This is a genomic window from Winogradskya consettensis (assembly GCF_018332715.1).
GTDB lineage: Bacteria > Actinomycetota > Actinomycetes > Mycobacteriales > Micromonosporaceae > Actinoplanes > Actinoplanes consettensis.
In genome coordinates, this window is record NZ_BOQP01000053.1 from 1 (window position 1) to 18658 (window position 18658).

The window sequence follows — 18658 nt, forward strand, 5'->3', positions numbered from 1 at the left end:
TCAATTCCTTGACACGTTCCGTCCGGCTGCTCATTGCCGCCGTTGACGGTGGCTACCTTTTTGCCGTCGATGAAGTATTGCCAGTCAACTGTCCGGTGGCGGGCCGTCATCACCCAGGTGAAGGTGACGTTGGTGCCTACTGATTTGGCCGGCCAGTTGCGGCTCTCGTCGGCGAGGACCGAGAACTGGGATACGCCGCCGTCGCACGATTTCAGACCTTTGATGCCTTCGACGCTCTGGGGCTCGAATTGGATCTGGCCGCAGTCCTTGACGGCTCCTGAGGCGCAGAGGGCTTGGCGGCTCGGGGGTGCCGAGACGTAGCCGTGGGCCAGTGCGGGTGAGGCGACCGCCAGCGTTGAGCCGATTGCTCCCAGGGCTACCAGCGGATAGGCGACGACCTGCGCATTTGAATCCTCCAAGACGGAACCACGTGACGGGAGGACCGTATCCGCGGTTTCCATAAAGGAGCCTTAAAGAGAGCGGAAGGACTTATGAAGCGGCTCGGCCCCGGCGGCGGCGGCCGATCTCGGTGGGTGGTGCCGATGGTGCGGATTGGGGTACGCCCAACAGCAGCCCGATCCGGGCCCCGCCCAACGGCCCCCGGCTGATCTCCATGTGCCCGCCGGCCGCTTCGGCGACGCGACGCACGATGTCCAGCCCCAGGCCCGAGGAGCCCGCGCCGCTGACCCCGCGCTGGACGGCCGTTTCCGGGTCGGCGATGCCGGGGCCCGCGTCGTCGACGAGCAGGCCCGCCGGGGAGACGGTGACGCGGAACGCGACGCCTTCGGGGGTGTGCGCGAAGACGTTGCCGAGCAGGGAGTCCACGGCCAGGATCAGCTCGCTGCGCGGGAGCGGGACCGGCACGGGGGTCTGGCCGCCGATGACTTCCCAGGGGCGCTGCTGGTCCTCGGCGAGCGCCGACCAGAACGCGAGCCGGTCGGCGAGGACCTCGATCAGGTCGGATTGCTCGTTGCCGCGGGCTTCGACGCCGAGGCGGGCGCCCGCGATGATCGCTTCGAGTTCTTCGTCGAGCATGTCGCAGGCCTGGCGCATGCGGTCGGCGATCAGGCCGGGTGGCATGGTCTCGGCGTCGAGGCGCAGGGCCGTCAGCGGGGTACGCAGGCGATGCGACAGGTCCGCGGCGAGTTCACGCTCCGCGTCGAGAAGTCGGCGCAGGTCGGCGGCCATCGAGTTGAACGCGTGAGCGGCGTCCTGGAGTTCGCGGGGACCGCTGGGCTCCACGCGTACCCTCAGATCGCCTGAACCGAGACGTCTGCTGGAACCGGCCAATTCGCGGGTTGCTCTGACGAGGCGGCTGCCGAGCCGGTCGGCGAAGAGCACCGAACCCGCGACCAGCACGAACGCCAGCGCGACCAGGGCGAGCCAGGCCGGCCAGACGCCGCGGCGCATCTCCTCGTCGGGGACGAAGACCTCGATGACCGCTGACCGGCCGTCGCTGAGCACGCTGGGTTGCAGGTACGCGAGCCCGCCCGGCACATCCGCGGTCACCGAGCGCCGGTACTGGTTGGCCTGCTCGATCTCGGTGTCGCCCACGTGGGTGGTGCCGACGGTGTCGATGCCGGGGAGATGAACTGCGAGCCGGCCCGTGCTGCCGGCGATCGTGCTGGCCACCGCGTTGTTCAGCAGTCCCGGATCGGCGTCGACGGCGAGCGCCGCCACGATCGCCGCTGCCTGCTGGCGGGCGTCGCTGAGGGCGCGGTCATGCGCGATCTTCCCGGTCGCGTAGATCAGCGGCACGAGGAACGCGATGGCCACCATGGAGGTGATCGCGAGCGCGAGCCGGTTCAGCTCCCATCTCACCGTGGATCGACCATCATCACGCCCACCCCGCGTACGGTATGCAGATATCTCGGCGCCGCCGCCGTTTCGCCCAGTTTGCGCCGCAGCCAGCTGATGTGGACGTCGATCGTCTGTTCCTCACCGATCCGGGACTGGTTCCAGACCTCGGTGAGCAGTTCCCGCCGGCTGATCACCTGCCCCACGCGCTCGGCGAGATAGGTGAGCACGTCGAATTCGCGGCGGGTCAGTTGCAGGGCCTGGCCGCCGAGGGCGACGCGGCGCTGCCTGGGGTTGATCTCCAGGTCGCCGACGACGATCACTGTTGGTGCCTGGGCAACTGCTGCTTGCGTACGCCGAAGCACGGCATTGATGCGCGCCAGAATGTGCCCGCTGGAGAAAGGCTTGGTCACGTAGTCATCGGCACCCGCGCTGAGCAGCGCGATGATGTCGGCTTCCGAGCGCCGGGCGGTCGCCACGATGACCGGCACAGCCGAGACTGACCGCATCATCCGCAGCGCGTCGGTGCCATCGATGTCGGGTAGCCCGAGGTCGAGAATCACAAGGTCGGGCTGATCCTCGGTGACGACCTTCAGCGCCTCGGTCGCCTGCCCGACCGGCCGCACGACATGGCCGGCGTCGGTGAGCGCCCGCACCATCGCAGCCGTGATGTTGCGGTCGTCCTCGACCAACAGGATCAACGCCATGGCGAACACCATAGAGGCAGTGAGAACATAACCCGCGTGCGATCTTCCCGGAGCTGGTTCCCCGTGCTGGGCTGGTGCGCGGCCACGCTGACCAGCGTCGCTCTCGCCTCGGTGGCGATGTTGCCCGTTCTTCGCACGGCCACTGCCGATGAGGGCACTCTTGTCTCGGTCGACCAGCTCCGCGACTCCGGTGAGTTGACGCCGAGGCCGATCCCGGCTCCGATCGTGACGACGAAGCCGCCCAAATCGTCCTCGCACGCTTCGCCGTCGTCCTCGAAGTCCCGGTCCAAGTCGCCGTCCAGGAGCACCCCGACGTCGGAAGCACCGGCGACCACCAAACCGACAACCAAGGCCCCCACCACGACGACCGAGGACGGCTGGACCGTCACGACGGACGAGGATGGCGTACGCACGTACGTCCGCTCGTTCCGCGTCGAAGGCGGCCAAACGGTCATCCGCGCGTCGGACGGCGTCATCAAGCTCGTGACCGCGACCCCCGCGGACGGTTATTCGGTGGCGACCGTGCAGAACACTGCCGACAACCTCGCGGTGTACTTCAACGAGACCAACCACAGCTTTATCGTGCATGTGGTGTGGCAGGCGGATAAGCCGTTCGCCCAGGTCGACGAGGTCGGGTCCTGATCATCAAGTCCTATGACGGGCCGCTGCTGGTGCTCACCGCGGCGACCGGCGCGATCGACGGTGTCAGCTACCTGGCCCTCGACCGGGTCTTCACCGGCAACATGACGGGCAACGTGCTGTTCATCGGCTTCGGTCTGGCCGGCGAGCCGGATCTGCCGGTGCTCAACAACGTGGTCGCGCTGCTCGCGTTCATGCTCGGCGCGGTCCTCGGCGGCAGATTCACCCGCGGGACCTCCGACGCCACGCTGCCACGCAAGAGCCTGATCGTGCTGATCGCGGGCTGTGCGGTGACGCTGCTCGTCGGGGCGGCCTGGGCGATCGTGGGGAAGCCGGGCGACAACACGCTGGTGGTCATCACCGCGATCCTGGCTCTGGTGCTGGGCGCGCAGGCCGCGGCGGTCAAGCATGTCGGCATCCGCGATCTGTCGACCGTGGTGGTCACCATGACGATGGTGAACCTCTCCACGGACAGCCGCGCTGCCGGAGGACCGGGGACGTCGTGGGCGCGGCGGCTCGGGGCGATTCTCGCGATGGGGGTGGGCGCGCTGGTCGCCGCGCTGCTCGTCCGGCATTTCAAGGACGGCGCGATCGCCCTGTTGTTCGCGGGGGTTGTCATGGTTGTCGCGATCGGGCTGCTGGCTTGCGTACGGAAAAAGGAACTAGAGGCTGCGTAGTGCGGCCGGGACCGAGGCAACCGGCGCGTCGACCAGATCGGCCAGGTCCGCCTCCGTGATCCAGGCCGGCAGTACCGGCGAGCCGCAGAGCGCCGCGAGCTCGCCCGTCACCCGGGCCAGCCGCTCGCGGACCGTCAGCGTCGCGAACTCGTCCCGCCGCTGGTTGGCGCCGGTCAACTCGGTCATGACAAGCGTTTTGAGCAGGTCACCGGCGGCCGGCCGGCGGACCAGGTAGTCCGTCAGGACCGTGAGCGGCACGGTGCGGGCCACCACCGGAGTGCACGCGATGATGGTCGCCGCATGGGTGGGCGCAGCCGGCTCGCCGACGACGTCGCCCTGGGCCCGGATCGCCAGCAGCATCGTGTGCCCCTCCACGGCGGCTGTCACCTTCGCGTAGCCACTGAGCAACAACAACGCGTCACGCCGGGAGTCGTCCTGGAACATCAGCACGCCGCCGGCGGGATAGTCGTGCTCGATCCCGAGACTCAGCAGCTCGGTGCGGTCGGGCTCGGTGAGTCGACCGAGCAGGGTCGCAGGCCGCCAACCCTCGGCGAAAGCTGACGTCATGGTCCCAGGTTGCGCTACCCGGACCCGGACCGCATTCCTCCCAAAGGTGGATGCGGTCCACGATGGATGACCTCAGTCGTCGGCTTCGAGCAACCGGCGAACGCCCGCCATCATCTGGAACACCTCGACCCGGCCGTCCAGGAACCCACGCCGGTAGTCGACCCCTGTCACGGGATGCTCGGCCCGCGCCGGATCACGCTGCCCCACAAAACCGTCCACCCGGCCATCGCCGTAGGCCGACAGAGCTTCCTCCACTGACCCTCCCCAGGCCGCAAGGACCCACAGAACCGCAGGCCAGGGCCAATCTCCCACGCGACCGCAACCATCCGGCACCCTCCGTACACCCGACCCGCACCCCACCCGATGCGGCAACTATCACTGACAGCCACCGAAGCACCCCGGCTGGTATCGGAAATTGAATTAACTATTCCTTGTATCGAAGGACAGCGATGTTGCAGGATGAAGCCAGCGGCGCCGCCCCCAACCGCTCTCATCCCCGAGGTACCTGCCATGAGTCTGCTCAGACGCACCCTCATAGCGGCCGTCGCCCTGGTCACCGCTGTCGCGACAGCCGCCGTGCCCGCCCACGCCGCCACGCCTTTCAAGGTGCTCGCGTTCTACAACGGCACCTGGGACGCCGCCCATATCGACTTCGACAAGGAAGCGAAGGAGTGGTTCCCGCAGGCCGCCGCGCAGAACGGCTTCACATGGGAGGCCACCACCGACTGGAGCCGACTCAGCGCCTCCGGCCTCGCCGACTACAAGGTCATCATGTTTCTCGACGATGCCCCGCCGGCCGAGCGCCGGGCCGCTTTCCAGCAGTACATGCAGAACGGCGGCGCCTGGATGGGCTTCCACGTCAGCGCGTTCACCACGAACGCCAATGACTGGAGCTGGTACTACAACACGTTTCTCGGCTCGGGGAACTTCGCCACCAACACGTGGGGCCCGACCGCCGAGACGCTCAAGATCGAGGACCGTAGCCACCCGACCACCGCGGGCCTGCCGGCCACGATCCCGTCGGCGGTCAGCGAGTGGTACTCGTGGAGCCGGGACCTGCGGCAGAACCCGGACATCGACATCCTCGCCTCGATCGACGCGTCCAGTTTCCCGGTCGGCACCGACCCCAACCAGCAGTGGACGAGCGGCTTCTACCCGCTGATCTGGACCAACCGGAACTACAAGATGGTCTACACGAACTTCGGCCACAACGGCATGAACTACGACACCAATACGCGTACGTCGTCCACGTTCGCAAGCGCGCAGCAGAACCAGTGGCTGATCAACAGCATCCTGTGGCTGGCCGGCGAGTCAGGCTCCGAACAGCCCCCCATCGACCCCGCTGCCTGGTACCCGGTCGTCAACAAGAACAGCGGCAAGTGCCTCGACGCCCGGGCTGCAGGCACAACCAACGGCACAGCGATCCAGCAGTACGCCTGCAACGTCAGCAATGCGCAGCAGTACCAGTTCGCCCCGACCAGCAGCGGTTACGTCCGCATCAACAACCGCGGCAACAGCGCCCAGGCCCTCGACGTGACCAACGTGTCCACAGCGGACAACGCCCCGATCCAGACCTGGACCTACGGCGGCGGCACCAACCAGCAGTGGCTACCCGTCAGCGAGGGCGCCGGCTACTACCACTTCGTCAACCGCAACAGCGGCAAGTGCCTGGACGTGCCGGCCGCCTCCCTCGCGGACAGCGTCCAGCTGGTCCAGTACGCCTGCAACGGCACTGCCGCGCAGAGCTTCCGCCTCACTCGCTGACCGCTTCCCTTTTTACCTGCCCGCGGACCGTACGCCAGTCCGCGGGCTTCTTCTCGTTCTATGTTTACGATCGTAAGGTTCGCATGTATGGTTACGACTGTAAGCACAACATTTTGACGAAGGGAATCTCATGTCGAACCTGGTCAACTCCTGGCTGCACCTGTGGAACGGCGACTACGCAGGGGTCGAGGAGTTCATCGCTCCCGAGTTCCGGGTGCACGCGGCGATGATGGATGGCGGAGACGGCAGCGCTGTCAACAGCCCCGAGGCGCTGGTTGCCTGGATCGCGCAGACCCGCGCCGCCCTCCCCGACCTCACCTTTGCCATCGAGGTCGGACCGATCATCGACGCCGACCGGATCGCCCTGCGCTGGCGGGCCGAGGGCAGCTACGCCGGCGGCATGCCAGGAGCGAACGCCCCCGTCGGCACGAAGGTCGATTTCACCGGCACCGACATCCTGCGTACGGACAACGGGCTGATCGCCGAATACTGGGTCAACACCGACATCCACATCCTGATGACCCAGCTGCAGTTCTTCTCATGAGCACCGAGGTGACCGAGGTCGTCATGCCCGGCCCGGTGGAGCCCGACGGGCTGGAACTTCGTCGGCGCGTTCTGCCCGCCCCGGCCCGCGGCGAGGTGCTGGTGGCAGTGGACGCAACCGGCATCTCCTTCGCCGAGCACGCCATGCGACTCGGTCGCTATCCCGGACAGCCCAAGTTTCCCTTCGTACCCGGATATGACCTGGTCGCAACGGTGACCGCGACCGGCCCCGGGGTGGATGCGACCCTGGTGGGCCGGCGGTTCGCGGCCATGACCAAAACCGGCGGCTGGACCACCCACGCCCTGCTCGATGCCGTCGACCTGGTACCCGTTCCGGCCGGGCTGGACGCCGGGGAGGTGGAGACCGTAATGGTCAGCGGCCTGACGGCTTACCAGATGCTGCACCGCCGGGCGAAGGTACGCGCGGGCCAGACGATCCTGATCCACGGCGTCAACGGCGGCGTGGGCACCACCCTGGCCCAACTCGCCCTGCACGCCGGCGCCCGGGTCATCGGCACCTCATCACCCCGCCACCACGCCGCCCTGCGCGATCTCGGCGTGCTGCCCGTCGACTACAACGACCCCGAGCTGGCCACCCGGGTCCGCGATCTGGCGCCAGACGGAGTCGATGCCGTCTTCGACCACATCGGCGGCAAGAGCATCGCCCGCTCCTGGTCCCTGCTGGCCAGGGGCGGGACCCTCGTCAGCTACGCCATGCTCAAGGACTCCGGGCCGATGATCCCCGCCTTCATCGGCCTGCTCGGTCAACTCGCCTGGCTCAACGCACTGCCGAACGGTCGCCGAGCCGGCTTCTTCGACGTCTGGGGCGGCAAGCTCCTGCGGCCCGAACGATTCCGCAGCCGGCTGCAGGAGGACATGGCAGCCGTTCTCACCCTGCTCGGCGACGGGGTCCTACGCCCGCAAATCGCGGCACGCCTGCCCCTGACCGACATCCGCAAGGCGGTCGAGGTGGCCGAATCCCACACCATCGTCGGCAAGGTCGTGTTGATCCCTGGTTGAGCGATCGCTCAAAAGGTCGTACGCTGAGTTTGAGCAGATGCTCAACATCGGCGAGGGGCAGCTATGAAGATCGTCATTCCCGGCGGAACCGGGCAGGTGGGCGCAATCCTGGACCGCGCGCTGACCGCGGACGGCCACGATGTCGTCGTGCTGACCCGCTCACCTGTGCACAAGCGGCAGGTCCGCTGGGACGGGTCGACACTGGGCGACTGGGCGGCGGAGATCGACGGCAGCGACGTCGTCATCAACCTGGCGGGTCGCAGCGTGAGCTGCAGGTACACCAGGGAAAACCTCGAAGCCATGATGAGCTCGCGCGTGGATTCAGCGCGTGTCGTCGGCGAGGCCATCGCCGCCGCTGCCCGGCCGCCCAAGGTGTGGCTGCAGATGAGCACCGCAACGATTTATGCGCACCGCTTCGACGCCGCCAACGACGAGCACGACGGCGTGATCGGCGGCGACGAGGACGGCGTACCCGACTACTGGGCCTACAGCGTCAAGATCGCCAAGAACTGGGAAGCTGCCCAGGAGCAAGCAGCAACACCCCACACCCGCAAGGTCGCTCTGCGGGCGGCCATGGTGATGAGCCCGGACCGGGGCGGCGTCTTCGACGTGTTGAGCCGGCTCGCCTGCCTCGGCCTCGGCGGCCCGGTCGCCGGCGGGCGGCAATACGTTTCCTGGATCCACGACGACGACTTCGTCCGGGCCATCCGCTTTCTGATGGAGCGCGACGACCTCGTCGGCGCCGTCAACCTGGCCGCACCCGGGCCGTTGCCGCAGCGAGAGTTCATGCGGGAGCTACGTTCGGCCTGGCGGGTGCCGGTCGGTCTACCCGCTACGCGTCACATGGCCGAGATCGGCGCGTTCGCCCTCCGGTCGGACACCGAGCTGCTCCTCAAAAGCCGACGCGTTGTTCCGGGCCGGCTCATCGACGCGGGGTTCAGCTTCGACCACCCGGAGTGGCCCACCGCAGCGGAAGATCTGACCGCACGCCGCCGCTCCCAGTAGCCGAGCGCATCGCGAGGCAATAAAAATGACCCCCACCACTGGTGGAGGTCATTTTTTGGTGGTGCGCCCGAAGGGACTCGAACCCCTAACCTTCTGATCCGTAGTCAGATGCTCTATCCATTGAGCTACGGGCGCTTACCGAACTACTTTCGATCTTTGCCTGCCCGGCTTGGCCTTCCCGGACCTGCGAGAAACGACTCTAGCATGTCGTCGCAGGCGCGCCGCATGCCGGTTGGGGTCCTGGCAGCCGCATGCCGGACACGTCGAGGATAGTGCCGTTGACATGGGCAAAGTCGGGCCGAGGTGTCGGACGATGACGTCGGCAACCTCGTGTGCGGACGCTGGGGCGGGGCTCACATAGTTGATGCGGATGCCATCGGCGCGTGAGCGGCTGCCGGAAGGCTCACGTCGCGCGTCCATGCTCAATGACAGGCCGCGGTCAATGGCGTTCCGGACATGCCACATCTGAGGCGCATCTGGGATCTGCGTGCGTCGATGAGCGCGCCCTGGCACCTGACCAAAGTCTGCCGAGGCAGCTGAACGTGCGTTCGGCATCGCCGAAGGAAGTGCCGCCGGCCAGAGACTGGCTGCGGGGCGTCGCGGGCATCAGCGTCACGCTCTTCCCCCGCATCGACGTCAAGCTGCACCCATCGCGGTGAGCCGGAGATCAGCAGGCACTGCTCGCACGTTCCGACGGGCGACCTCGGTGGCCTCAACGCGCTCATGGCCGAAGCGGCGCAACGCGATCCGGTTCTGAGGGTCGATGGGAAGCACCGGGTCACCGCCACCACACCAGACGACGTCGATGCTTCGGCTTTCGACACGGCGGGTGTTGCGCCCGCTCACGTGGGGCTCGACGCGATCGGGTTTGCTGACGGTCACTCGGATGTCGAGATCGCGCTGGGGACCGAACGCGTCGCTCGCACCCGGAAATGGCAAAAGCTACATTCGCAGGAGTGCGAATGTAGCTTTCGGAACGAGCGGAGACTCCGGGATTCGAACCCGGGAGGGGCTATAAAACCCCAACCGCATTAGCAGTGCGGCGCCATAGACCAGACTAGGCGAAGTCTCCCCAGCGGCTTGAAGGCCACCGAGGGTCAAGGATACCGGACCGGGTGACCGAGGTTCAAACTGGTAGGCCCCGCAGCGCGGCATCCGCTCGGGCGGGTGGAATCAGGACTCAGGGGCTAGGCTCGCACGGCATGGAGGAGAACCCGCCGCCGCCTCGCCAGCCGCGCGCCCCGAAGCCGTCCTTCAGCACGCCTGAGCAGCCCGAATCTACCGAGCCGCCGACCCGGACAGCACCCGTCGTGACCTTCCGGCCACCCTCGGAACAGACTCCGCAGAAACCCACCACGCAGTCGCGCCCGCCCGCCGCCGCGAAACGGCCGCACGCCGCCCCGGAGCAGCCGCCCGCCACCCCCGAACGCGCGCCCGCCGCCCAGGAATCGCAGCCTGCCGCACCCGAACGCGCGCCCGCCGCCCAGGAATCGCAGCCTGCCGCACCCGAACGCGCGCCCGCCGCCCAGGAATCGCAGCCTGCCGCACCCGAACGCGCGCCCGCCGCCCAGGAATCGCAGCCTGCCGGCCCCGGACAGTCGTCGACCGGCCAGGAAGGGTCGCCGGGCGGCACGGAACGGCCGCCCGTCACACCAGGACAGTCACCCGCAACTCGGGGACGGCCGACTGGCCCTGCGGAACGGGTGCCTGCAGCCCCGGAGGCAGTGACGCCGAAGCCCCGGAAGCGCGTGCCGGCGAAGAAGGCTGCTCCCGTCGCTCCGGCGAAGGCTGCCCCGGTCGCTGCGACACCGCCAGCTGAGGGTGGAGAAGTCCAGGCGCCTGCGAAGGCTCCGGCCAAACCAGCGGCGAACGGTTCGAGTTCCGCTCCGCGGAAGAGCCAGCCGGCCAAGAATCAGCCGGGCAGGAACCAGCCCGTGAAAGACCAGCCCGCGAAGAGGGCGACGCGGGCTCCCAGGGCGGCAGCCTTGGACGGGCCCCCGGCCACGGCCCCGGTGGAGCCGGGGGCCGTCTCCCCCGTGGTGGAACCGACCTTGCCGCCCGATGGTCCCGCTCTGACGGACTCCCCGTCCGCCCCCGTCGAGGCCACCCCCGCCACGGTCGTCGCATCCGAGACCGTCGCGCTGAAAGCCGTCGCGGCCGAAGGCCCCGCACCCGAGACCGCCACGCGGAAGGCCCACGAGTCCGTTGCCTCTGAGGCAGGCGCACCCGAAGCCGCCGCATCCAAAACCCTCGCATCCGAAGCCGCCGCGCCGAACGCCGCCGCACACGAGACCGTCGCACCTGGAACCGTCACGCCTGGAACCGTCACGCCGCAGGCCATCGCGGTTGAAGCCGTCGCGGTCGAAGCCGAGACCGACGTGCCGAACGTCGTCTCAACTGAGACCGACGCACCCGGGGGCGCCTTGCGTTTGGGCGGGGATGGGGAGCGTACTGAGGCTTGGGCTCGGATATTGGCTGATCCTGGGCATTCGCCGGAGTTGCTGGCGTTGGCGGCGGTGCAGGCGATTGGGCCTCGGGCTGGGGCTTGGGCTCGGCAGGTTCGGGGGGCTTATCCGACTGCGACGGCTGATGGGATTGCTCGGCTGGCTGTGCGGCAGTTCACCAGGTTTGGCAGTGTGACCGGGGTTTTTGCCGCGGTTGCCGGGTCCTATGCGCCGCTGGCTCTGCTGGGTGCTTCGGCGTTGACTCATGCCGAGCTCTCCCTGCACGTGGCTGCTGCCTACGGGCTGGACCCCGCTGATGAGGACCGGGCTGTGGATCTGTTGCTGCTCAGCAAGGTGCATCCCAGCCGGGAGGATGCTGTGGCCGCGCTGGCTGCGGCCCGGGAGTACACGTATGAGAGCACCGGGCTCACCGATGCGGTGTGGCGGCTCGGGCGGATGGTCAGTGCGCAGGCTGGTGGGTGGGCTGCGTTGCGGGTCGTCAATCGGGTCTTTCCGGGGACGAGTCTGCTGGCGGCGACGTTGAGCAGCCGGGTTGCGGCGCGGACGAGTGCCGCGCGGGCGGTGGAGTTCTACCGGGCTACAGCCAGTTGAGCCAGCTCGGTGGGAGCAGGGTGTAGCCGACGAAGGCGGCGATGTCGAGGATGCTGTGGGCGACGATCAGTGGCATCACCCGGCCCTTCTTGAGGAAGAAGAGCGAGAAGATGACGCCCATGACCGCGTTGCCGACGAAGGCGCCGAAGCCCTGGTAGAGATGGTAGGAACCGCGTAGAACCGCGCTGGCGGCGACGATCCACCAGAGCTGCCAGCCGAGGTTCTTGAGACGGGTCACCAGGTAGCCGACCACGATGACCTCTTCGAGGACGGCGTTCTGGATCGCGGAGAGGATCAGGACCGGGATGGCCCACCAGACCGGGTTCAGTGCCGCGGGGATGATCTGTGCGTTGAGGCCCAGCTTCGCGGCCGCGTACACGAGTAAGAGGCCCGGGATGCCGATGCCGGCGGCGAGGGACGTGCCCCAGCCAAGATCGGAGCCGGGTCTGCGGAAGTCGATGCCGAGCGTTCGTCCTGGCTCGAGGCGGTCGCGGGTCAGCAGGTAGAGGGCCAGGAGCACGGGCACAAGGGCGAAGAAGATGCCGAGCAGCTGGTACGTCAGGTCGAGGTAGGGGCGCACCGACTGCGAGGGGTTCAGCGTTGCCGTCTGTTGCGACAAGGGCCGGCCCGCGGTCAGTTTCGCCACCAGGGAGACGACCGCGTAGACCGCCGATTGGCCGAGCGAGAGCAGCAGCACGATGGCGATCTCCCAGCCGAGCTGGCGCCTGGTTGCCACTGGGCGATCTTGGGTCACCGTCACGCGACAACTTTAGGCCGCCCGCTGTCGGTCAAGCGACGCGCCGGTAGTCAGCAATTGTGCGACGAGAGTCGCACGTTCGGTGCGATGCGTAACCTTTGGCGCTCACCACCCTAGGGGGCATGGGAGACCTCGCGCGCTTGCTCAAGGAGAGTTGGAGCCTCGTCGAGGAGCACCAGGACAAGGTCGCCGGGTATTTCTATGCGCGCGTCTTCCTGTCGGATCCCGATCTGCGGGATCTCTTCCCGGTCCACATGGATGTGCAGCGCTCTCGGCTGCTCGGGGCGATCGTCACGGCGGTGCAGACCCTGGAGGACCCGGAGCGGTTCGACAGCTACCTGCGGGGGCTCGGTCGTGATCATCGAAAGTTTCACGTGGAACCAGAGCATTACGAGCTCATCGGTGGTGCCCTGATCGAGGCGATGCGGCATTACGCCGGGGAGCAGTGGGGCGTCGAGTACGACCAGGCGTGGGCCGACGCGTACGCGGTGATCGCAGCGAAGATGATGGCGGGCGCCGAGGCAGACACCAATCCGCCCTATTGGTACGCCGAAGTCACCGCCCACGAACGCAGGGCCCACGACATCGCGGTCTTCACGGCGATGCCCATGCAGCCGCTCGAATACCGCGCCGGGCAGTACCTGAGCATGGAGTGCCCCCGTTTCCAGCCGCGGCTGTGGCGTACCTACTCGCCGGCCAACGCGCCGAGGCGGGACAACTCGCTGGAGTTCCACGTGCGGGCGGTCGGGGCCGGCTGGGTCTCGAGTGCGCTGGTCCGGCGGCTGGAGGTGGGGGACATGATCCGCCTCGCGGCGCCGATGGGCTCGATGAACCTGGATCGGCGCTCGACCCGGGACGCGGTTTTCGTGGCGGGCGGCACCGGGCTCGCCCCGATCAAGTCGCTGTTGGAGGAGCTGACGCGCTACAACCGTACGCGCTGGGTGCATGTCTTCTTCGGCGCCAAGAATCGCGACGACCTGTACGACCTGGCGGAACTCAACCGCCTCGCCGCCCGCTACCCGTGGTTGTCGGTGGTCACGGCGTGCAGCGACGACCCGACGTTCTCCGGGGAGCAGGGCGAGATCTCCGAAGTGGTCGCCCGCTACGGGCCGTGGAACGAGCACGACTTCTTCGTCTCGGGCTCCGGCCGGATGGTCAAGGCGACCCTGAAGACCCTCGCGGAGCTCCAGGTCCCCTCGATCCGCATCCGCTATGACGCGTTCAACCAGGCCTAATAGCTCCAGGGGCGGCCGGTCTGGCCGTACTCCTCGACCGGGACCAGTGCCGCGTCCGGGGCCATGCGGTCGACGTAGAGGCGTCCCTCGAGGTGGTCGATCTCGTGGCTGACCAGGCGGGCCATGGCGTACTCGAACGATGTGATCATCCGGGTGCCGTCATAGCGGGCGTGCTCCACGTCGACCCGCAGCGGTCGTGGGACCAGGCCGCGGTAGTCGAAGAAGGACAGGCAGCCCTCGTATTGTTCGTCGGTCTCGCTCGACTCGTCGACGATGCGGGGGTTGAGCAGGACGACGGGTTCGGCACCTCGTTCGGCCGGGCGCACGACTGCCGCGGCGACCGCGAGGCCGATCTGCGGGGCGGAGAGTCCGACGCCCTTGCTGAAGTCGTGCACGGCCTCCAGCCGGTCCAGGGTGCTGCGCAGGACGGCGACGGCGTCCCGGGCGCCGAGCTCCTCGCGGGGTAGCTGGAAGTGACGAGCGCGTTGACGCAGCAGGTCCGCGCCGCGCTGCACGATGCCGATTCCGCGCATCCGCTGACTCGCTCTCAGCTCGTGACCGTGCTCGTGACCATGCTCGGGACCGTGCTCGCGACCGTCGTTGTGGTCGTGGTCGTGGCCGTTCAGCTCCGGTTTGGGGGCTCCCTCGTCGCCGCTGCGGGGTGCGTTCTGCCCGCGGAACCGCCACTCGAGGCGGTACCGGGCGTTCAGCAGCGGGGCGTCGGTCGACCACTCGAAGACCGCGCGGTGATCGTCGTTGTGGCGCTCGAGGGGCGTACGCACGGGGACCTCGGCGGCGAGCGAGGTCTCGACGCCCCAGACCTGCGGCTCGAACTCGACGGGGAAGTCGAGCCGGACGGTCAGGTTGCGGGTGGGGAGGCGCACGGCACGCTGGAACCACTGCCCCCACTTCTCCTCGCCCACCGAATACGCGTAGTCGATGGTCGTCCGCTCCCCCGGGTAGAGGGGGAACTGCCCGTGGTCGTTCGCGAAGAGCAGCCAGACCTCCTTGGAGGCGTCCCGGTCGAGCTTGAGCCGCCACTGCATCGGCTCCGCGGCGTCGCCCTCGCCGGCGACCGCCTTCAGGTCCATCTCCTCGAAACTGAGCGGGTGCCGCCGGTGATGCCGGTTGGAGCCCGCCGGGTCATGCGGGTAACGGTCCACCGCGATCTTGACCAGGTAACGGGTGACCGGTTCGACGCCGGCGTTGTAGAGGGCCCGGCGGATCCGGCAGCGATAGGCGCCGTTGACATAGGTGAGCTCGGCGATCTCCTGCTCGACGATGAGACCGGTGCCCGGTGGCATCCACTGGACCGGCACCGGAGGGTCACGGTGCAGCACCGGGCCACGGGCGTGCCGCAGCTCGTCGTACTCCTGGAATCTCTGCCAGATGACGCCACCGGCGGCCAGGACGGCCTCCGCGCGCCGGGCGAAGTCCTCGGTCGGCTTGTGCCTGCGCCCTTCGACATGGCTGACGTAGGAGGGGTCGAAACCCATGCGGGCGGCGAGCTGCTTCTTCGTCATTCCGCGCTCGACCCGCCACTGCGCGAGCGCCGTCACGAACTGGTCGGCGGCCCTCTCGACGGGCGAGGTGGTCATCACGGATGTCCCCTTTGCGACAGGAATCTCAGTGTCCATGTCCTCGGGTGTCCGGATGGGTCTTGTAGCGCGTTGCCGACAGATCCCTTGACGAAACAGATCGGCAGGCAGCGCTCCGTTAGGTCACCCTTGCTGGGGGTATTTGTTCCGAACACCCCGCAAACACTCCGTCGCTGGGCATGGTTAGGCTAGCCTTAGAGGAGTACGGTGGGTCACCTCAGCGGTAGCCCGCAGGTCAGTCCCGCGTGGGGCATACCAGCAGCGAGAGGTTGGTGATCATCAGTGACGATCGCGCTCGATCGTGCGCTGGCCGATCACTCCGCGTATGCCACACAACCTCTCGCGCCCGTTACCGCCACCCTGCGTGCCATGTTCGGCACCTCGACCGAGCTGCCCGGCCTCGCACCCGATCTTGTGGTGCGGAACACCACCGGTTGGATCCCGACGGCCGATCTCGCCGCCGGTTCGCTCGACACGCTGCTGGCTTCCTCGGGCCGGCGCTGGCAGGCACAGCCGCACGCCGCCGCCGCGCTGGCGTGGAAGGCGTACACCTACTGGCTCGCGCTTCCGGCCGTTCTGGGGTGGGCCTCGGCCCGCCGGGTGCCGCTGCTGACCGGCACGAGCGCGCTGATGCACTTCAACGACCCGCGCCCGCTGATCACCCTCGGTATGCACCCGGACATCACCGTCGCGGTGCTGCCGTCGGACACGCTGGCCGGCAGCGGCCTGCCGCAGGTGCGCGTCGTCGCCGACGAGGCCGCCCTGCTGGAGGAGCTGCGCCGCTCACTGCTCGACGAGCACCTGACGCCGATCCTGGATGCGATCCACGGCCGGGTCCGGCTGGGCAAGCGCACGCTGCTCGGCTCGCTGGCCTCGGGCGTCGCCTACGCGGTGCTGCGGTCGGCGGACGTGATGGCGGGATCGTCTGCCGAGAACATCACGACCCTGCTGACCGCCCTGGACATCGAGGACCTGATCGAACTGGTCCCCAACCGCACCGGCCGGCTCGAAGTGCAGCGCAAGACGTGCTGCCTGGCCTTCACGCTGCCCAAGCCCAAGGTGTGCGTCGGCTGCTGCATCAAGCAGTAAGGCACGTTCTAGCTGAGCGTTGCCGAGGGATCGTCGACCAGGTTGCGCACGTCCCAGATCCACGCGCCACCGGTCCAGGTCGGCTGGAACCCGAGCAGGTCGGTCATCGCCCGCAGCATCTCGATGTCACGCACCTGCGGGGTGAGCACGACGACGCCGGCTTTCCAATAGCGCAGGTCCGCGAGGGTCATCTCGCGCCGGGTGTCGGTGATCTCCGGCGTCGGGTTGCCCTGCTTGATCGACGTCATCAGACCGGACGTCGGCCGCCACGGCGGCGCGAAGAGCGCGGACTTGTCGGTCGGGTCGAGCGGGTTCTGGTTGGGCAGCAGTGCGTACGCACTGGCGATCCGCATGTCCTGCCCTGTGTACGCGCTCCAGCGCATCGGATCGGGGTAGGAGCTGTCCGGCAGCGGCAGCGTGACCACAGTGTGGTTCTCGTCGGCGTATTGCCGCCAGGCGCCTGAAGTGACGAAGTCGGGCACAGGGTCCATCTGCACGGTCCGCAGCGGGGTCGGCGCGAGCGGCACGAGCGCCATCGCCACCGCGGTGACCATCGCCACCCGGACCGGGCCGCGTGCCGCCGGCTGGGCCTTCATCAGGTCGGAGGCCTTCTGGCAGCCGAGCGCCAGCACGATCGCGATCATCGGGGCGATTGCCAGTGCCCAGCGGGTGGGAACGGCCGAGTTGAGCACCGGGACGCTGTGCAGCATCGACCAGATGCCCGCGACGCCGGTGTCGACGCCGTTGACCCGGATTGTCGGGCCGAGCGACATCGCGCCGAAGAACAACGCAATGCAGGCCAGCGCGACGACGGCCACACTACGACGCATCCAGGCCACCAGGCCGAAGAACAGAATTACCAGTCCCCAGCCGAAGAACGCATTCTCCTCGGCGGCATTCTGGGCGAGGCGACTCGCGGTCACACTGTTTCCGGCGATCGAGCGCTGGGCGTACGCAGTGAAGGCGCCGAGGTCCGCCCCGAAGTACCGGACGAACTCGGGAAGCCCGTGATAACTCTGCGGCCCGAAGAACTGCACGTAGAGCGGATAGGCCAGCAGCGTCAGCGCGACGGACGCGGCGACACCGAGCCCGCGCAGGAACGCCTTGATCTCACCGGGCTCGCGACGGCGCCTGCTGATGGCCAGCACCGCACAGAAGATGCCCAGGCCAACGGCGGTCATGAAGAGGATCTCGAGATTGATGAACGCCTGCCAGACGAGCAGGCCCGCGAGGATCAGCCCGCCCCGCACGGCGCGACCGGCACGGCGCAGCTCGAGCACGCGCCAGATGATCAGCGGCACGAGGAACTGGGAAACGATGTTCGGGTGGCCACCGGCGTGCGAGATCATGCTCGGCGCGAACGTCGCGAACAGAGCGCCGACCCAGGCGGCCAGCCGCGACGAGACGAACTGACGCGAGAGAACCAAATACCATGAGATACCGGTGAACGACAACGCCAAAGTGAGAAAGGCGTTGAACGCCACATGCGGCCCGAAGAGGACAGTGATGGGCGTCATCGGCAGCGAAACGGCCAGCACTGAGGTGTTGGCCATCATGTTCACCCCATCGGGGTAATTCATGCGATCCGAGAAGAACGGATAAGCGCCATCCGTGAGCACGCGCGCACCGTGCGCCAGCATCCACTCAAAAAATGCTTGGTCCTGCGGATCATCGCGCAACTCATGATCAAGATTGAGCCACAACGGAGCGGTGATGAAGAGTGCTACCGCAATGAAGGTGGTAATCGCGAGGGCGTCTCGCCAGGTGAGAGAACGCCACCAGGGCGGGCGCGCCGTCGGCTCCCCGAACTCCTCGGCAACCGCCTCAACAGCGGGTATGCCCACAGGTATGACAGAGATCGGTGCCGCGGCTACATCGCTTTCGAACGCCAGCAGCTCGGCATCCAGGTCATCGGCGGCGGCAGTCCGTTCCGGAGGCAGAAGGTTCCCGCCCGGCGACTGGCCTGTCGAGTCAATACCCGTAATCGTCATAGCATCGGCGAGCCTAACCGAGGCAGGTAACAGAGCAGTGACGGCCGGGCTAGGCGTGATCGACCCGATATGTACGCACGTTTTACCTTCGCTTGACGTGCGTCGTGCATGATGGGTAACGGGACTGGGTACCCGGGGGCCAATGTCTCAATCAGGAAAAAAATGAGCGGGTACCCGCCGCTCAACTTTCGGTTGCGTGCGCCGGATGGTTAA

At 67.7% G+C, this 18658-nt stretch carries 18 protein-coding genes and 2 tRNA genes; 9 read left to right on the forward strand and 11 right to left on the reverse strand.

Features of this window, described 5'->3' with window-relative positions; genetic code table 11:
- The 3 genes from Aco04nite_RS42505 to Aco04nite_RS42515 form a co-directional block, all read right to left on the reverse strand.
- On the reverse strand, positions 1 to 461 hold a 461-nt coding region (locus Aco04nite_RS42505), incomplete at its 3' end, for a lytic polysaccharide monooxygenase (protein WP_213002861.1).
- A gap of 28 nt (positions 462 to 489) precedes the next feature.
- On the reverse strand, positions 490 to 1821 hold the full coding sequence (locus tag Aco04nite_RS42510) for a sensor histidine kinase (protein WP_213002862.1): 1332 nt from the start codon (positions 1819 to 1821) through the stop codon (positions 490 to 492).
- Positions 1818 to 2504: a response regulator transcription factor gene (locus Aco04nite_RS42515; RefSeq protein WP_213002863.1), complete on the reverse strand. Its 687-nt coding sequence runs from the start codon at positions 2502 to 2504 to the stop codon at positions 1818 to 1820. The genes Aco04nite_RS42510 and Aco04nite_RS42515 overlap by 4 nt, the downstream gene beginning before the upstream one ends.
- A 36-nt stretch (positions 2505 to 2540) precedes the next feature.
- Here Aco04nite_RS42515 and Aco04nite_RS42520 point away from each other — a divergent pair, with 36 nt between their 5' ends.
- Together Aco04nite_RS42520 and Aco04nite_RS42525 are read left to right on the forward strand one after the other, a co-directional pair.
- On the forward strand, positions 2541 to 3146 hold the full coding sequence (locus tag Aco04nite_RS42520; RefSeq protein ID WP_213002864.1) for a DNA mismatch repair protein MutL: 606 nt from the start codon (positions 2541 to 2543) through the stop codon (positions 3144 to 3146).
- 29 nt (positions 3147 to 3175) lie between these two features.
- Complete coding sequence (locus Aco04nite_RS42525) at positions 3176 to 3820, forward strand: YoaK family protein (protein WP_213002865.1); 645 nt, start codon at positions 3176 to 3178, stop codon at positions 3818 to 3820.
- Here Aco04nite_RS42525 and Aco04nite_RS42530 read toward each other — a convergent pair.
- Together Aco04nite_RS42530 and Aco04nite_RS42535 are read right to left on the reverse strand one after the other, a co-directional pair.
- Positions 3806 to 4387, reverse strand: a complete 582-nt coding sequence (locus tag Aco04nite_RS42530; protein WP_213002866.1) for a Crp/Fnr family transcriptional regulator — start codon at positions 4385 to 4387, stop codon at positions 3806 to 3808. The genes Aco04nite_RS42525 and Aco04nite_RS42530 overlap by 15 nt on opposite strands.
- Positions 4388 to 4459: 72 nt before the next feature.
- A complete protein-coding gene (locus Aco04nite_RS42535) occupies positions 4460 to 4642 on the reverse strand; it encodes a hypothetical protein (protein ID WP_213002867.1) in 183 nt (60 codons plus the stop codon).
- A 255-nt stretch (positions 4643 to 4897) separates the two neighbouring features.
- Between Aco04nite_RS42535 and Aco04nite_RS42540 the strand changes: the two genes are divergently transcribed.
- From Aco04nite_RS42540 to Aco04nite_RS42555, 4 genes are all read left to right on the forward strand, one after another.
- Positions 4898 to 6151 (forward strand): ThuA domain-containing protein, encoded by a 1254-nt coding sequence (locus tag Aco04nite_RS42540; protein WP_213002868.1) that lies wholly within the window; start codon positions 4898 to 4900, stop codon positions 6149 to 6151.
- Positions 6152 to 6281: 130 nt separating this feature from the next.
- Entirely contained in the window at positions 6282 to 6695 is a 414-nt protein-coding gene (locus Aco04nite_RS42545; protein ID WP_213002869.1) for an ester cyclase, read from the forward strand.
- Entirely contained in the window at positions 6692 to 7714 is a 1023-nt protein-coding gene (locus tag Aco04nite_RS42550) for a medium chain dehydrogenase/reductase family protein (protein WP_213002870.1), read from the forward strand. The genes Aco04nite_RS42545 and Aco04nite_RS42550 overlap by 4 nt, the downstream gene beginning before the upstream one ends.
- 63 nt (positions 7715 to 7777) lie before the next feature.
- Positions 7778 to 8719, forward strand: coding sequence for a TIGR01777 family oxidoreductase (locus Aco04nite_RS42555; RefSeq protein ID WP_213002871.1), 942 nt, complete (start codon positions 7778 to 7780; stop codon positions 8717 to 8719).
- Positions 8720 to 8778: 59 nt separating this feature from the next.
- Here Aco04nite_RS42555 and Aco04nite_RS42560 read toward each other — a convergent pair.
- From Aco04nite_RS42560 to Aco04nite_RS42570, 3 genes are all read right to left on the reverse strand, one after another.
- Positions 8779 to 8854: transfer RNA gene (locus Aco04nite_RS42560), tRNA-Arg, on the reverse strand.
- 846 nt (positions 8855 to 9700) lie between these two features.
- Positions 9701 to 9791, reverse strand: a tRNA-Ser gene (locus Aco04nite_RS42565).
- A gap of 840 nt (positions 9792 to 10631) precedes the next feature.
- A complete protein-coding gene (locus Aco04nite_RS42570) occupies positions 10632 to 11033 on the reverse strand; it encodes a hypothetical protein (RefSeq protein ID WP_213002872.1) in 402 nt (133 codons plus the stop codon).
- A gap of 322 nt (positions 11034 to 11355) precedes the next feature.
- Between Aco04nite_RS42570 and Aco04nite_RS42575 the strand changes: the two genes are divergently transcribed.
- Positions 11356 to 11775 (forward strand): hypothetical protein, encoded by a 420-nt coding sequence (locus tag Aco04nite_RS42575; protein ID WP_213002873.1) that lies wholly within the window; start codon positions 11356 to 11358, stop codon positions 11773 to 11775.
- Here Aco04nite_RS42575 and Aco04nite_RS42580 read toward each other — a convergent pair.
- Positions 11762 to 12535: a CPBP family intramembrane glutamic endopeptidase gene (locus Aco04nite_RS42580; protein WP_213002874.1), complete on the reverse strand. Its 774-nt coding sequence runs from the start codon at positions 12533 to 12535 to the stop codon at positions 11762 to 11764. The two genes, Aco04nite_RS42575 and Aco04nite_RS42580, sit on opposite strands and share 14 nt — an antisense overlap.
- 119 nt (positions 12536 to 12654) lie before the next feature.
- On the opposite strand from Aco04nite_RS42580, the gene Aco04nite_RS42585 reads away from it, so the two are divergent.
- Positions 12655 to 13767, forward strand: a complete 1113-nt coding sequence (locus Aco04nite_RS42585) for a globin domain-containing protein (RefSeq protein WP_213002875.1) — start codon at positions 12655 to 12657, stop codon at positions 13765 to 13767.
- On the opposite strand, the gene Aco04nite_RS42590 is transcribed toward Aco04nite_RS42585, so the two are convergent.
- Entirely contained in the window at positions 13764 to 15365 is a 1602-nt protein-coding gene (locus Aco04nite_RS42590; RefSeq protein ID WP_213002876.1) for a peptide deformylase, read from the reverse strand. The genes Aco04nite_RS42585 and Aco04nite_RS42590 overlap by 4 nt on opposite strands.
- A gap of 369 nt (positions 15366 to 15734) precedes the next feature.
- On the opposite strand from Aco04nite_RS42590, the gene Aco04nite_RS42595 reads away from it, so the two are divergent.
- Positions 15735 to 16454, forward strand: coding sequence for a hypothetical protein (locus tag Aco04nite_RS42595; RefSeq protein WP_213002938.1), 720 nt, complete (start codon positions 15735 to 15737; stop codon positions 16452 to 16454).
- 8 nt (positions 16455 to 16462) lie between these two features.
- On the opposite strand, the gene Aco04nite_RS42600 is transcribed toward Aco04nite_RS42595, so the two are convergent.
- Entirely contained in the window at positions 16463 to 18445 is a 1983-nt protein-coding gene (locus Aco04nite_RS42600) for a DUF6311 domain-containing protein (protein ID WP_213002877.1), read from the reverse strand.
- Positions 18446 to 18658 lie beyond the last annotated feature (213 nt).